Origin of the sequence: Variovorax saccharolyticus, from assembly GCF_030316765.1 — a bacterium.
Classification (GTDB): Bacteria; Pseudomonadota; Gammaproteobacteria; order Burkholderiales; family Burkholderiaceae_C; genus Variovorax; species Variovorax saccharolyticus.
In genome coordinates, this window is sequence record NZ_JASZYT010000005.1 from 120,025 (window position 1) to 133,393 (window position 13,369).

The window sequence follows — 13,369 nt, forward strand, 5'->3', positions numbered from 1 at the left end:
GTGTCCACATCCCATTCCCCCGGGCTCGAAACCCTCGAGTTCAGCTTCCCCGGCAGCCGGCCCGCCGGCGCCATCGCGCCGGTGCTGGTCGGCGTGGTCGGCTCCGGCAACCTCGAGGTGCTGCTCGAGGCGGCCGCGGGCGGCGACTGCAGCGTGCGCATCGAGACCTCGGCGCGCGGCTTCGGCCCGATCTGGGAAGCCGTGCTGAGCGACTTCCACCAGCGCCATCCGCTGGCCGGTGTGCGCATCTCGATCAACGACATGGGTGCCACGCCCGCGGTCGTCAGCCTGCGGCTGGACCAGGCGGCGGCGGAGCTCAACGTATGACGCTCATCAGCTATGCCGAATGCTCGGCGCGCGAGCGGATCGCGCAGCTGCTGGATGCCGGCAGCTTCCACGAATGGCTGCCGCCCGCCGAACGCGCGACCAGCCCGCACCTGGCGCAGCTGGGCCTGCCCTGCGCCTTCGACGACGGCGTCGCGGTCGGCCGCGCCACGCTGCACGGACGACCGGTCTTCGTTGCCGCGCAGGAGGGCGAGTTCATGGGCGGCGGCGTTGGCGAAGTGCACGGCGCCAAGCTGGTCGGACTGCTGCGGCGGGCGCTGCGCGAGCGGCCGGATGCGGTGCTGCTGCTCGCGGAGTCGGGCGGCGTGCGGCTGCACGAGGCCAATGCCGGGCTGATCGCGGTCTCAGAGGTCATGCGTGCGCTGCTCGACGTCCGGGCCGCCGGGATTCCGGTGGTGGTGCTGATCGGCGGCGCCAACGGCTGCTTCGGCGGCATGGGCATCGTGGCGCGCTGCGCCGATCGTGTCGTGATGAGCGATGTCGGCCGGCTCGCGATGTCGGGGCCCGAGGTCATCGAGGCTTCGCACGGCGTCGAGGAATTCGATTCGCGCGACCGGGCGCTGGTCTGGCGCACCACCGGCGGCAAGCACCGTTTCGTGTGCGGTGACTGCGATGCGCTGGTCGAGGACGACGTCCATGCCTTCCGCGTCGCGGCGATCGCCGCCATCGGCGCACCCGACGCCTCGCGGCCGCTGTCGCTCGAGACGCTGGAGGCCGAGCATGCCCTGCTCGCGGCCCGACTCGACGCGCTGTCCGGCGCCGCCGCCGGCGACGACGAGTCCTTTCGCCTGTGGGCCCTGCTGGGCGTCGCAGAACCCGATCGGGTGCCCGATCTCGACGTCAAGGCGGTGCGCGCGCTGCGCCCCTCCTGAAACCTTGCTGACCAAACAGGAGACCCGCCATGGAATGGAAAGCACTTGCCGAAGCCCTCTTCGGCCCCGGCCACGGCATCGAGGCCGAGGGCGACTTCCTGCGCGGCGAGCCGCGTTTCGACGGCCGGCCGGTCACGGTCATCGGCACCACGAATCACGCGCCGATCGGCGTCGCGCTCGCGCTGGCGCAGGCCCGCGAGGTGCTCGACGCCGTCGCCGAGCGGCCCGGCCAGCCGATCCTGCTGCTGATCGACACGCAGGGCCAGCAACTGCGCCGGCGCGACGAACTGCTCGGCATCAACCGCGCGATGGCGCACCTGGGCGCCAGCATCGACCTCGCCCGGCGTCGCGGGCACGCGGTGATCGCGCTGGTCTACGACCAGGCGCTGTCGGGCGGGTTCATCACCTCGGGCCTGATCGCGGATGCCTGCTATGCGCTGCCGGAGGCCGAGATCCGCGTCATGCGCATCCCGGCGATGTCGCGCGTCACCAAGCTGCCCGAGGAGATGCTGACCGCGCTGTCGCAGTCGAACCCGGTGTTCGCGCCCGGCGTCGGCAACTACATCGCGATGGGGGGCGTGCGCGCGCTCTGGCAGGGCGACCTCGCGGCGGCGCTGCGCGGCGCCCTGGCGCAGACCGCCACCGACGATCGACGCGCGCAAGACGGCGCCGAGCGCGGCGGCCGCAGGCTGGCGGCGGGCATCGCGCAGCGCGTGCTGGACGCGGCTTGAGGCTGGCGATGGTTCCGCTGCGTCGCCATCGTCTGGCCTACCTCTCCGCTTCCGGCTGGCACGAGGTGCTGGCACGCGCCTGGGACGGGGAGGCGCGGGCCTGCCTCTCGCACTGGGCTGCCGAGCGGCTGCCACTGGTCGTGACCCGGCAGCATCAGGCCGGCGAGGGCGCGGCTGCCGCGCCGATCGCGCTGGGCCTGCCGGCGCCGCTGCGCTGGGGCCGCCGGCGGCTGGCGCTGCAGGTCGCGCGCGAGGCCCTCCTGTGTTTCGACGAGTTTCCGCGCGCTGCCGAGGCGGGCCGCCTGCTGCCGCGTCCGGTGCGCGCGGCATGGCGGGCGCTGGACGCCGGCCTGGGCGCGCTCCATGCGGGCGCGCGCGTGTACGGCAGCCATGGCTGGCAACTGCTCAGCGGGCTCGACTACCTGCACCCCGGCTCCGACATCGACCTCTGGATCGCGGTCGACGATGTCGCCCATGCCGATGCCGTCGCGCGCGCGCTGCAGGACTTCGCCGGCAGCCAGCGCGTGCGGCTCGACGGCGAACTGGTCTTTCCGGACGGCGCCGCGGTCGCCTGGCGCGAGTGGCACGCCTGGCGCGGCGGCCGCACGCGCCGGCTGCTGGTCAAGCGGCTGGACGGCGCGACGCTGGCCGAGCCGGACCCGACGACCGGCTTTCGTGTCCGCGACGGGGCGGTGGCATGAAGGCGGCGCTCCGACTTCGCGCGGCGCCGGGCCCGCTGGCGCCCGCTGCGGCCGCGCACGAGATCGGCCGCGCTGCGGTGCTCGCCCTGCACGACGAGCTGGCGCTGTCGCCCAAGCCCGGCCTGGTGTCCTTCCTCGACAACGGCAGCCACGAGGACATGGACGCCCACACCTTCATGCGCAGCCTGTTCGCGCTGCGCCACTACTTCCCGGCGATCTTCGAGCTGGGCCGCGGGGGCGTGGCTTTCGCCCGTCTCGAAGCCTGCGGCCTCGCGGCCGAGCAGCGCATGCTGGCCGCCACCGGCGGCATCAACACCCATCGCGGCGCGGTCTTCTCGCTCGGCCTGCTGTGCGCGGCCGCGGGTGCGGTGGTCGCCGAAGGCGGGCGGCTGCATCCGGCCGCGCTGCGCGACGCCTTGCGCCGCCATTGGGGCGCTGCGCTGGCCGATCGCGCACGGCGGGTCTCGGTGCTGCCCGGCGGTGTCGCGGCGCGGCGCTACGGCCTGCGCAGCGCTTCGCAGGAAGCGGCGCTGGGCTTCCCGGTCATCTTCGAGACCGCGGCACCGGCGCTGGCGCGGGCGAGCGCTTGCGGCCTGACACCGCAGCAGGCCCGCATCGACACGCTGTTCGCGGTCATGGCGGTGCTCGACGACAGCAACCTGGCGCACCGCGGCGGTCTCGAGGGGCTGCGTTTCGCGCAGGACGCCGCGCGCCGATTCCTCGAGCGCGGCGGCATCGCGGCGCCCGATGGCTTGCAGCATGCACGGGCCGTGCACCGTGACTTCGTGGCGCGTCGCCTGTCCCCGGGTGGCGCGGCCGACGCGCTGGCCGCCGCCTGCTGGCTGCGGCGCATCTGCGCTTCCTCATGAGCTTCGCACTGATCTTCTCGGGGCAGGGCATGCAGCACGCCGGGATGCTGCCGTGGCTCGCAGCCGACGACTCGGTGCGTGCGGTGGCCGCGGCGCTGGGCAGCGACTGGCGGGCTCGGCTGGCCGATCCGGACTGGGCCGGGCGCAACGCGCATGCGCAGCCCCTGCTGGCCGGCCTCGGCTGCGCGGCCTGGTCGCAGCTCGCGGCGCACCTGCCGGCGCCCGCGGCGGTGGCCGGCTACAGCGTCGGCGAGCTGGCGGCCTTCGCGGCGGCCGGTGTCTATGGCCCGGCCACCGCGATCGACCTGGCGCTGCGCAGGGCTGCGTTGATGGACCGCGAGGCCGGCGACGCTGCGGCCGGCCTGCTGGCGATCAGCGGGCTGGCAGGCCCCGCCTTGCAGCAGCTGTGCGAGGACGCCGGGCTGGCGATCGCGATCCGCAACGGGGTCGACAGCGTCGTGGTCGGCGGCCCCCGGAGCGCGCTGGCGGGCGCCGCCGACACGGCCTCGCGGCTGGGCGCGCGCTGCACCCCGCTCAACGTGAACGTCGCCTCGCACACGCCCTGGATGGCGAAGGCCGCGAGCGGCTTCGCGCAAGCGATCTCCACGCTGTCCTTCGAAGCCCCGCGGATGCCCCTGATCAGCAACTTCAGCGGCGGTGTCGTCGGCCGGACGCAAGCGCGCGAGGCGCTCGCGGCGCAGATCGACCACACCGTGCGCTGGGACGAATGCATGGAAGGCATCGCCGCCCGGCGGGTCTCGTGCGTGCTCGAGATCGGCCCGGGGCAGGCCCTGGCGCGCATGTGGAACGAGCGCTTTGCGCAGATCCCGGCGCGTTCCGCGGACGAGTTCCGCAGCGTCGCCGGCATCGCGGCGTGGGTGGCGCGGGCTACAGCACCTTGACCGCGCGCCCGATGAACTGGATCGGCCCGGTCGGCCGGTCGATCGGCGACCCGTTGGCGGGTTCCAGCGTGAGTTCGAACAGCTGATTGGCTTCCAGCGGCGGCAGCTTGTCGAGCGGCACCTGCAGCGTCTGGCCCGGCTTGACCAGACCCAGCGACACCGGGCCGCGCCAGCTGTCGGCCTTGGTCCAGAACTGCAGCGACTTGTCGCTCGGCACCGTGATGCTGCCGAGCGGGATCAGGTTCAGCTGGCGGGCGCCGGCAGCGGTCTGCACCACCCAGCCGGGCGCCTTGTCCTGCGGCGCGACCAGCACCACCATGAACTGCGTCTCGGGCGGCGGCTGGACGCGCGTCACCAGCACCGCGGCCATCACGGCCGCGGCCGCGAAACCGGCGCCGGCCAGGCCGCGCCAGAGGCCGAGGCTGTGCCACCAGCTCGTGCTGCCGTCCGCGCGCGGTTCGGCGCGGGGTGCTACGCGTGGACCTGCGCGTGCTTCCGACTGCGCCGACACGCTCGCATCGATGCGCTGCCACAGCGCAGCCGTCGGCTCGACGGGCTGCGCCAGCGCCACCAGCGGATGCAGGCGCTGCTCCCAGGCCTCGACCGCGGCCTGCAGGGCCGGCTCGTGCGGCATGCGCGCCTCGACCTCGCGGCGTGCGGCCGAAGACAGGGTGCCGAGCACGTAGTCGCCGGCCAGTGCGTCGATGGCGTCGTCGTTCGGGTTCATGCCATGCATTCACGCAGCGAGCGCATGCCCCGCTGGATCCAGGACTTGATGGTGCCCAGCGGCTTGTGCGTGCGCTGCGCGATCTCCCCGTGGGAGCAGCCGTCGAGGTAGGCCAGCACGATGCACTCCCTGCGTTCGGGTTCGAGTCGGTCCAGGCAGGTTTCGAGCCGGCCGAGTTCGGCCCGCGTCTCGGCCGGGTCGAGGCTGCCGGCATGGCGGTCCAGCGCCAGCTCGTCCTCGAGCGCGGCCTGGCGCTCCTCGTCGACCGGCACTTCGCGGCCATGGCTGCGCACCCAGTTCAGCGCCGCATGCCGCACCACGCTGTAGATCCAGCCGCGGCCGGCGCCGCGGCCCGGGTCGAAGGAGCAGGCGCGCTGCCAGATGCTGACGAAGGCATCGTGCAGCACGTCTTCGGCGGACTGGCGCTGGCGCACGATGCGCAGCGCCACGCCCAGCAGGTAGCGGCCCTCGCGCTGGTAGATCTGCGCCAGCGCCTGCCGCTCGCCCCGCGCGCACGCGGCCAGCGCGGCGTCGTAGTCGAAGGGGTCGGGTGCGGACAAGGGCGTGGGGGCAGGGCGATGGAGCCCGGATGTTAGTCGAGGCCCTGCGCGCGCCGGCAGCTTTCGCCGCCGGGCCTCAGGCCGCCTTCCAGAAGATGTAGTCGGCCTGGTAGCGCACGGTCTCCTGCCGGCCCTTGATGGCCGTCGTGCAGGGGCTGGCCGGCGCGATGCCGCCCGTGAGCGCCACGCGCTGGATGTAGGTGACGCCGGCCATCGCGCCGCTGCCCGTCGCCGGGTTCGCCTTCACGAGCTGGTAGGGCAGGCTGGTGGCGCCGGACGGCGCGACCGCGAGCTGCGTGGCGGTCAGCTTCGAGCCGTCGTTGGCCTCCCAGGTGGCGGGCGGGCCGTAGTACTTGCCGACCGCCTTGCCGCTGCGGTCGTTCAGCACCGCCTTGGGCCCGACGAACACCCATTCGGTTTGCCCGGGCATGTTGGCCTTGTCGCGGCATTCGTAGGTGATCTCGCCGATGCCGACGGTTTCCATCGCCACCTTGTGGCCGGCCGGCACCTGGATCGGACCGGGCAGCGCGGCCTGAGAGAACGTGGAGCCGGACGGCGGCATCGAGCCGCAGGCGGCCAGCAGGCTGGCGGCGGCCAGCAGCGGGAGGGTGGCGAGAGGGCGGGACGCGATGGTTCGACGCATGGAAAGCTCCTTCAGTGGTTGGGCAGGCAGCGGTTTGCTGCTGCAGGTACTACCCACCGGAGGCGCTTCTGGATGCAGGGGCGGAAGAAAAAATTTCGGGCCTCCGGGCCGCCGCGCACGCGGCTTTCGCCTGAGGAATTCAGGGCCGTGCGGCTCGGATGCCGGCGCAGGTGCGCAATAATCGTCCCCATGTATTCCGCGAAATGCTCATCTCGGGCCGACTTGCCATGAGCTCCAGCGTACCCACCCCGCAGCAGCTTGCCGACATCGACGACGAAGAACTGCTGCGCCTCGCCGTCAGTTGGCGGGCCCAAGCCTCACGGGGCGACCGCGAGGCCTTCGGCATCGCCCATGCGCTCGAAGTCGAATGCCGACGGCGCCTGCGCGCGAGCCAGCTGCATCAGCTGCCACCCGAGACGCCGCCTGCGGCGCGACCCTGGTGGAAGTTCTGGAGCGGGAAGACCGACTCGATCTCCGCCCCCTGAGGCTGCGGCTCAGCCGCCGCGCACCATCGACAGCACCTGCTTCGCGTCCAGCGTGCGCGCTTTTTCCTGCATCGCCGGCAGGTAGCGCGTCTGCAGGCCTTGCGCCTCCTGCATCACGCCCGCGTAGGCGTCCTTGAGCATCTGGGTCGAGAGCTTGCGCCCACCCGCGTAGTAGCGCTTGGCGACATGGCCCAGCGCATAGGTGGTGGCGAAGCTCATGCCCGAGCTCACGGCCTGCTTGCCGATCCCTCCGAGCAGCCCGCCGCCGACCTTGCCGAGCAGGCCGCCCAGCAGCTTGCGGCCGGCCTGCTCCAGGTACTGGGAGGTCAGGCCGACGCCGACCGTGGCGATGAAATCCTTGATGTGGCCGCTGTCCAGCTCGAAGCCATGGGCCTTGCCGATGCGGTAGACCAGCTTCATCTGCAGCGGGATGATCGCCATGGTCGAGAGCGTCTCGGGCAACAGCTCGAGCGCGCCATTGAGGATCGCGGCGTTGAGGATCGCCTGGTCGAGTTCCGCCTGGCCGGGCCCGGCGGGCGCAGCAGCGACCGCGGCGCCCGCGGCCACCGGCACCGTCGCGAGCGCCTGGGCCTGCTCGGTGAACCGGGCCGAAGCCGCGGCTTCGAGCCCGAGCGAAGCGCGCAGGTCGGCCAGGAAGTCGCTCTCGGCGGCCGAGTGCGCTCCATCGGCATCGCAGACGCAGACCGCCATCTCGTAGGCCAGCTGCCTGGCGCCGCTGCTCTGTAGCTGGGCTGCGAGGTCGGCCATCGACATGCGCTTCATGAGCACGTCCTGGTAGAGCGTCGGCAGGTTGATGGCCTCGGCTTGGGAGAAGCCTTCGGCGATGCGCTTGATTTCCTCGCGCTCGCGTTCGTGCTTGTCGCCGTCGACGAAGGCCGCCATCAGGCTCAGCGTGACGATGGCGCGGGATTCCTGTGGCGTCATCGTCATTCCTCGCGGCTGCCGCCGAGGCCCAGCAGCATCAGCAGCGACTGGAACACGTTGTACAGGCTCAGGTAGACGCCGAGCGTGGCCGTGATGTAGTTGGTCTCGTGGCCGTCCTTGACGCGCTTGAGGTCGTGCAGGATGAAGGCCGAGAAGATGCCGATCGCGAGCACCGCGAGCGTGATCATCAGCGCACCCGACTGGATGAAGAAGTTGGCGATGCCCGCCACCAGCAGCAGGATGGCGCCGATGAAGAGCCACTTGCCCATGGCCGACAGGTCGCGCTTGATCACGGACGACAGCATCGCCATGCCGAGGAAGATCGCGCCGGTGCCGGCGAAGGCGGTCATCACGAGGCTGGCGCCGTTCTGCATGCCGAGCACCACGCCCAGCATGCGCGACAGCATCAGGCCCATGAAGAAGGTGAAGCCCAGCAGCACCGGCACGCCGGCGGCCGAGTTCTTGGTCTTCTCGATCGCGAACATCAGGCCGAAGGCACCGGCCAGGAAGACCACCATCGAGATGCCCGGCGACATGGCGCGGGCGATGCCGGTCGACAGGCCCAGCCAGGCGCCGAGCACCGTGGGAACCATCGAGATGGCGAGCAGCCAATAGGTGTTGCGAAGCACCTGGTTGCGCTCCGCAGCGGCCGGCAGCGCCGCCTGGGGCGAGCCGTAGACCTGGATGTTTTCGTTCATTTTGGAATGTCCTTGGTAGGTTGAAAAACCACGCGTATGGACGCGCATGAGCAGCACTCTAGACCGGGATAGCCTTCGAGAAAAGTCGAATTTTTGACACCATTCATTCGCCTTTTCCGTAATATGCGGGGCAAGGATGAACTTCAAGCACCTGCACTATTTCTGGGCGGCCGCCAAGGCCGGCGGCATCGTGCGCGCCAGCGAGCAGCTGCACATCACGCCGCAGACGCTCTCGGGGCAGATCAAGCTGCTCGAGGAAAGCCTGGGCTGCAGCCTGTTCCAGAAGCGCGGCCGCGGGCTCGAGCTCACGCCCGAGGGGCGCACCGCGCTGAGCTATGCCGACCAGATCTTCGCGCTTGGCTCCGAGCTCGAGGCGGCGCTGGGCAGCCGCGGGGAGGGCGCCCGCGCGCTCGACTTCCGGGTCGGCATCGCCGACGCAGTGCCGAAGTCGATCGCCTACCGGCTGCTCGAACCCGCGCTCGGCATCGCCGAGCCGGTGCGCCTGATCTGCCACGAAGGCAACTTCCGCGACCTGCTGGGACAGTTGTCGGTGCAGCGCATCGACCTCGTGATCGCCGACGAGCCGATGGGCCCGCACCTCGGCGTCAAGGCCTTCAACCACACGCTGGGCACGACCGCGATGAGCTTCTTCGCCACCGCGGCCCTGAAGCGGTCGCTGAAGGGCGAGTTCCCGGCCTGCCTCGACCGCGCACCGATGCTGATCCAGGGGGCGTCCTCGGCGGCGCGGCAGCGGCTCGACCTGTGGCTGGCCGAGCACCGGCTGCGGCCGCGGCCGATCGGCGAGTTCGACGATGCCGCACTGCTGAAGGCTTTCGGTGGCGAGGGCCGCGGCGTCTTCATGACGCCCGAAGTGCTCGAAGAGGAGACCTGCACCCAGTACGGCGTCGAGGTGATCGGCCGTGCCGCCGAGCTGATCGAGGAGTTCTTCGCGATCTCGGTCGAGCGCCGCATCACCCACCCCTGCGTGGTCGCGATCACGAAGGCGGCGCGCGGACGCTTCCATCGGCGCCGCGGCTCCGCATAATCGGCCGGCTCCTCCAAGGACCTCCATGAAGACCTCTTCCAGCGACAAGCCCCAGGTGCCCCAGCCGCCGCTGAAGCCGATCATCGGCAATCTCGGCGAACTCGATTCGAAGGCGCCGATCCAGAGCATGATGCGGCTGGCCGGCATCTACGGGCCGATCTTCAAGCTCACGCTGCTGGGACGCGACGTCTACGTCGTGAGTTCGCAGGAGCTGGTCAACGAGCTCTGCGACGAGAGCCGCTTCAACAAGCGCGTGCACGGCCCGCTGCACGAGATCCGGGCCTTTGCCGGCGACGGCCTCTTCACGGCCTACAACAGCGAGCCGAACTGGGCCAAGGCGCACCGCCTGCTGATGCCGGCCTTCGGCCCGCTCGGCGTGCGCTCGATGTTCGACCGCATGGTCGACATCGCGCACCAGATGTTCGTGAAGTGGGAGCGCTTCGGCGGCTCGGCCGTGATCGATGTCGCCGACAACATGACGCGGCTGACGCTGGACACCATCGCGCTGTGCGCCTTCGACTACCGCTTCAACAGCTTCTACCAGAACGAGATGCATCCCTTCGTCGCCGCGATGGTCGATGCGCTCGAAGAGGCCGGCCAGCGCGGGCGGCGGCCGCAGGTGGTGTCGAACCTGATGGTCGGCACTCGGCGCCGCTACGAGGCCGACCAGGAGCTGCTGGCGCGGGTCGCCGAGCAGCTGATCGCCGAGCGCCGCAGCGACCCGCAGGGCGCGGGCAAGGACGACCTGCTCAACGTGATGCTCAACGGCGTCGACCCGGTCAGCGGCGAGAAGCTCTCGGACGAGAACATCCGCTACCAGATGGTGACCTTCCTGATCGCCGGCCACGAGACCACCAGCGGCCTGCTGTCCTTCGCCTGCTACCTGCTGCTGAAGAACCCCGAGGTGATGCTGAAGGCGCGCGCCCTCGTCGACCAGGTGCTGGGCGACCAGATGCCGCGCTTCGAGCATCTGGCGCAGCTGCGCTACATCGAGCAGATCCTCATGGAGTCGCTGCGGCTGTGGCCCACCGCGCCGGCCTTCGGCGTCAAGCCGATCGCCGACACGCTGCTGGCGGGCCGCTACCCGCTCGCGACCCGGGATACCTTGCTGGTGCTGCAGCCGATGCTGCACCGCGACCCCGCGGTCTGGGGCGAGGACGCCGAGGCCTTCCGCCCCGACCGCTTCGAACCCGACACCGCCGAGAAGCTGCCGCCGAATGCCTGGAAGCCCTTCGGCAACGGCGCCCGCGCCTGCATCGGCCGGCCGTTCGCGATGCAGGAGGCGCAGCTGGTGATCGCGATGATGCTGCAGCGCTTCGACATCGTGATGGACGACCCGTCCTACCAGCTCGAGATCGCCGAGACGCTGACCATCAAGCCCCACGGCCTCAAGATCCGGGCCCGCAGCCGCGGCGCCGGCGGCTTCGCGCTGCGCAGCGCGGTGCCCTCGGTGCCGCAGCGGCTGGTCAAGGACACTGCTGACGACATCGCGCTGCCGGCGGACGCGCCGCAATTGCTGGTGCTCTATGGCAGCAATACCGGTTCGTGCGAGATGTTCGCGCGGCGGATCGCGGCCGAGGCGCCGCGGCAGGGCTATGCGGCCACGGTCGCCACGCTCGACGAATACGCGGGCGGGCTGGTGTCGGCCATGCCGGTGCTGGTGGTCACGGCATCCTACGAGGGCCAGGCGCCCGACAACGCCAAGAAGTTCCTGTCGTGGGTCGAGGGCTGCGCGGCGGGCGCGCTGGACGGCGTGCGCTTCGCGGTGCTGGGCTGCGGCAACCGCCAATGGGCGCGGACCTACCAGGCGGTGCCCAAGCGGGTCGACGCCGCGCTCGCCGCGGCCGGTGCGCTGCGCCTGCGCGCGCGCGGCGAGGCCGATGCCGGGGGCGACTTCTTCGGCGCCTTCGACGACTGGGCCCTTGGGCTGTGGGCCGACCTCGGCACGGCGCTGGGCCGCGCAGTGGCCGGCCACCCCGGCGCGCCGGGCTTCGAGGTCGAGATCGTCGAGTCGTCCCGCGAGCGCGCGCTGGCGCTCAACGAGCTCGAACTCGGCACCGTGGTCGAGAACCGCGAGCTGGTCGACCTGCGCGCCGCCGGCGCGCGCTCGAAGCGCCACCTGCAGATCGCCCTGCCAGCCGGCATGCGCTATCGCAGCGGCGACTATCTGGCGGTGCTGGCGCGCAACCCGCAGGCCAGCGTGGCACGCGCGCTGGCGCGCTTCGGCCTGGCGGGCGACACCCAGATCGTGATCCGCAAGCAGGCAGGCACCGCATCCGCCTTGCCGGCCGACTACCCGATCGCGGCGGCGGAGGTTCTGGCCGGCTATGTCGAGCTGGCCCAGCCGGCGACCCGGGCGCAGGTGGGCCAACTCGCCGAGGCGACCCCGTGCCCGCCCGAACGCCGGGAACTGGAGCGGCTGGCGCAGGAGGAGGCTTATGCGGCCGAAGTGCTCGGCCCGCGGGTCAGCGTGCTCGATCTGCTCGAGCGCACGCCCTCGTGCGCGCTCGGGCTGGCGCGCTTCCTCGCCATGCTGCCGACGCTGCGGGCGCGCCAATACTCCATCTCTTCGTCGCCGCTGGCCAATGAAGCCGAGGCCAGCCTGACCTTCGCCGTGGTCGATGCGCCCGCGCTGTCGGGACAAGGCGTGTTCCAGGGCGTGGCCTCGACCTACCTGGCGGGCCTGCGGGCCGGGGACAGGCTCTCGGTGGCGGTGCGGCCATCGCAATCGGGCTTCCATCCGCCGGCCGACCCGAAGACGCCGATCGTCATGGTCTGCGCCGGCACCGGCGTCGCGCCCTTTCGCGGCTTCCTGCAGGAGCGGGCCTGGCAGAAGGCGGCCGGGCGCGAGGTCGGCCCGGCGCTGCTGTTCTTCGGCGTCGACGATCCGGAGGTCGACTACCTGTATCGCGGGGAGCTTGCTGCCTGGGAGGCGGCCGGCGTGGTCGAGCTTCGGCCGGCGTTCTCGTCCCGCCCCGAAGGCGATGTGGTGTTCGTCCAGCACCGGGTCTGGCAGGACAGGGCCGACATCGGCGCCTGGTTCCGCCGGGGCGCCCAGTTCTATGTCTGCGGCGACGGCAGGCACATGGCGCCGGCGGTGCGCGAGACCTTCATCCACATCTACCGGCAGGCGACCGGCTGCGATGCCGGGGCCGCGTCAGCCTGGGCCGACCGCATGGAGCACGAGCACGGGCGCTACGTCTCGGACGTGTTCGCCTGAGGGGCGATTCGCCCAGGCGTGAGCTTTGTCACGAAGCATGCGAGGCGTCTCGCCGCAATGATGCAAATGCACTATTCGGCCCGGCGGCGAGCGGCCCGAGACTGTGGGCTGAACCCTTCCAGTAGTCCCATGCTCACCCTCCATCGGAAAGAAAAAATGCTTCGCAAGGCCGGGATCGCGGTGCCGCCGTTCCCGGCCCGCCGCCTGCCTTTGCAGGAGCGCCACTTGCGCGATACCGCCCGGGTGCCGCAGGAGGAACGGGACGCCGACGCCGAACAGCGTGCAGCGGTCGAGGCCTGGCGCCGGGCGGTCGACGCCCTGCATGCGGCATTGGCCGCCGGCAAACAGGTTCTCAGGTCAGCGCGCCCGGAATCGTCATGATGTCCCAGGCGCCGCCGAAGCCGCTCGGCGTCGGCCGCTCGACCACCGGCTGGATGCCGGCCAGCACCCGGTGGCCCGCCGCCTGCGCTTCCTGGTAGGACGGCAGTGGCCCGCTGCCCGAATCGACCACCTGACAAGGCCCCAGCCGCAACCATCCGCCGGGCCGGACGATCATCCAGTAGTAGTGTCCGGCAATGGGTTCTTCGATGACGAGGCTGAGTTCAGGCTTCATGTGCGGCGGGTTT

Annotated in this window: 16 protein-coding genes; 10 read left to right on the forward strand and 6 right to left on the reverse strand. The window is 71.3% G+C overall.

The genetic code is table 11. The features are described from left to right. Genes mdcC through QTI45_RS16880 form a run of 6 tightly spaced genes read left to right on the forward strand, consistent with a single transcriptional unit; the run spans position 1 to position 4,420 of the window. Positions 1–327, forward strand: coding sequence for a malonate decarboxylase acyl carrier protein (mdcC, locus tag QTI45_RS16855; protein ID WP_286370304.1), 327 nt, complete (start codon positions 1–3; stop codon positions 325–327). Beyond that, positions 324–1,217, forward strand: a complete 894-nt coding sequence (locus tag QTI45_RS16860) for a biotin-independent malonate decarboxylase subunit beta (protein ID WP_286655233.1) — start codon at positions 324–326, stop codon at positions 1,215–1,217. The genes mdcC and QTI45_RS16860 overlap by 4 nt, the downstream gene beginning before the upstream one ends. A 29-nt stretch (positions 1,218–1,246) precedes the next feature. After that, positions 1,247–1,948 carry a biotin-independent malonate decarboxylase subunit gamma gene (locus QTI45_RS16865; RefSeq protein WP_286655234.1) on the forward strand — a complete coding sequence of 234 codons (702 nt, stop codon included), beginning with the start codon at positions 1,247–1,249 and terminating at the stop codon, positions 1,946–1,948. An 8-nt stretch (positions 1,949–1,956) separates the two neighbouring features. Beyond that, on the forward strand, positions 1,957–2,649 hold the full coding sequence (gene mdcG, locus QTI45_RS16870) for a malonate decarboxylase holo-[acyl-carrier-protein] synthase (RefSeq protein ID WP_286655235.1): 693 nt from the start codon (positions 1,957–1,959) through the stop codon (positions 2,647–2,649). Then, on the forward strand, positions 2,646–3,518 hold the full coding sequence (gene mdcB, locus QTI45_RS16875) for a triphosphoribosyl-dephospho-CoA synthase MdcB (RefSeq protein WP_286370308.1): 873 nt from the start codon (positions 2,646–2,648) through the stop codon (positions 3,516–3,518). The genes mdcG and mdcB overlap by 4 nt, the downstream gene beginning before the upstream one ends. After that, positions 3,515–4,420, forward strand: coding sequence for an acyltransferase domain-containing protein (locus QTI45_RS16880; RefSeq protein WP_286370309.1), 906 nt, complete (start codon positions 3,515–3,517; stop codon positions 4,418–4,420). The genes mdcB and QTI45_RS16880 overlap by 4 nt, the downstream gene beginning before the upstream one ends. On the opposite strand, the gene QTI45_RS16885 is transcribed toward QTI45_RS16880, so the two are convergent. From QTI45_RS16885 to QTI45_RS16895, 3 genes are all read right to left on the reverse strand, one after another. After that, positions 4,407–5,156 (reverse strand): anti-sigma factor, encoded by a 750-nt coding sequence (locus QTI45_RS16885; protein ID WP_286655236.1) that lies wholly within the window; start codon positions 5,154–5,156, stop codon positions 4,407–4,409. The two genes, QTI45_RS16880 and QTI45_RS16885, sit on opposite strands and share 14 nt — an antisense overlap. Then, positions 5,144–5,707 (reverse strand): sigma-70 family RNA polymerase sigma factor, encoded by a 564-nt coding sequence (locus QTI45_RS16890; RefSeq protein WP_286655237.1) that lies wholly within the window; start codon positions 5,705–5,707, stop codon positions 5,144–5,146. Before QTI45_RS16890 ends, QTI45_RS16885 begins: the two co-directional genes overlap by 13 nt. A 76-nt stretch (positions 5,708–5,783) precedes the next feature. Next, complete coding sequence (locus tag QTI45_RS16895) at positions 5,784–6,350, reverse strand: DUF3455 domain-containing protein (RefSeq protein ID WP_286655238.1); 567 nt, start codon at positions 6,348–6,350, stop codon at positions 5,784–5,786. A 227-nt stretch (positions 6,351–6,577) separates the two neighbouring features. On the opposite strand from QTI45_RS16895, the gene QTI45_RS16900 reads away from it, so the two are divergent. Continuing rightward, a complete protein-coding gene (locus QTI45_RS16900; protein WP_286370316.1) occupies positions 6,578–6,835 on the forward strand; it encodes a hypothetical protein in 258 nt (85 codons plus the stop codon). 9 nt (positions 6,836–6,844) lie between these two features. On the opposite strand, the gene QTI45_RS16905 is transcribed toward QTI45_RS16900, so the two are convergent. Both QTI45_RS16905 and QTI45_RS16910 read right to left on the reverse strand, forming a co-directional pair. Continuing rightward, positions 6,845–7,780 carry a YcjF family protein gene (locus QTI45_RS16905; RefSeq protein ID WP_286370317.1) on the reverse strand — a complete coding sequence of 312 codons (936 nt, stop codon included), beginning with the start codon at positions 7,778–7,780 and terminating at the stop codon, positions 6,845–6,847. Between the two features lie 2 nt (positions 7,781–7,782). After that, the gene (locus QTI45_RS16910) at positions 7,783–8,478 is read right to left on the reverse strand and encodes a Bax inhibitor-1 family protein (RefSeq protein ID WP_286655239.1); all 696 of its coding nucleotides are present in this window, start codon (positions 8,476–8,478) and stop codon (positions 7,783–7,785) included. A gap of 136 nt (positions 8,479–8,614) precedes the next feature. On the opposite strand from QTI45_RS16910, the gene nhaR reads away from it, so the two are divergent. The 3 genes from nhaR to QTI45_RS16925 all read left to right on the forward strand — a co-directional run bounded on the left by nhaR (position 8,615) and on the right by QTI45_RS16925 (position 13,124). After that, on the forward strand, positions 8,615–9,523 hold the full coding sequence (nhaR, locus tag QTI45_RS16915; protein ID WP_286370319.1) for a transcriptional activator NhaR: 909 nt from the start codon (positions 8,615–8,617) through the stop codon (positions 9,521–9,523). A gap of 25 nt (positions 9,524–9,548) precedes the next feature. Next, complete coding sequence (locus QTI45_RS16920; RefSeq protein ID WP_286655240.1) at positions 9,549–12,743, forward strand: bifunctional cytochrome P450/NADPH--P450 reductase; 3,195 nt, start codon at positions 9,549–9,551, stop codon at positions 12,741–12,743. 129 nt (positions 12,744–12,872) lie between these two features. Next, positions 12,873–13,124: a hypothetical protein gene (locus tag QTI45_RS16925; protein ID WP_286655241.1), complete on the forward strand. Its 252-nt coding sequence runs from the start codon at positions 12,873–12,875 to the stop codon at positions 13,122–13,124. Here QTI45_RS16925 and QTI45_RS16930 read toward each other — a convergent pair. Next, on the reverse strand, positions 13,096–13,356 hold the full coding sequence (locus QTI45_RS16930) for a hypothetical protein (protein WP_286370322.1): 261 nt from the start codon (positions 13,354–13,356) through the stop codon (positions 13,096–13,098). The genes QTI45_RS16925 and QTI45_RS16930 overlap by 29 nt on opposite strands. Positions 13,357–13,369: the final 13 nt, after the last annotated feature.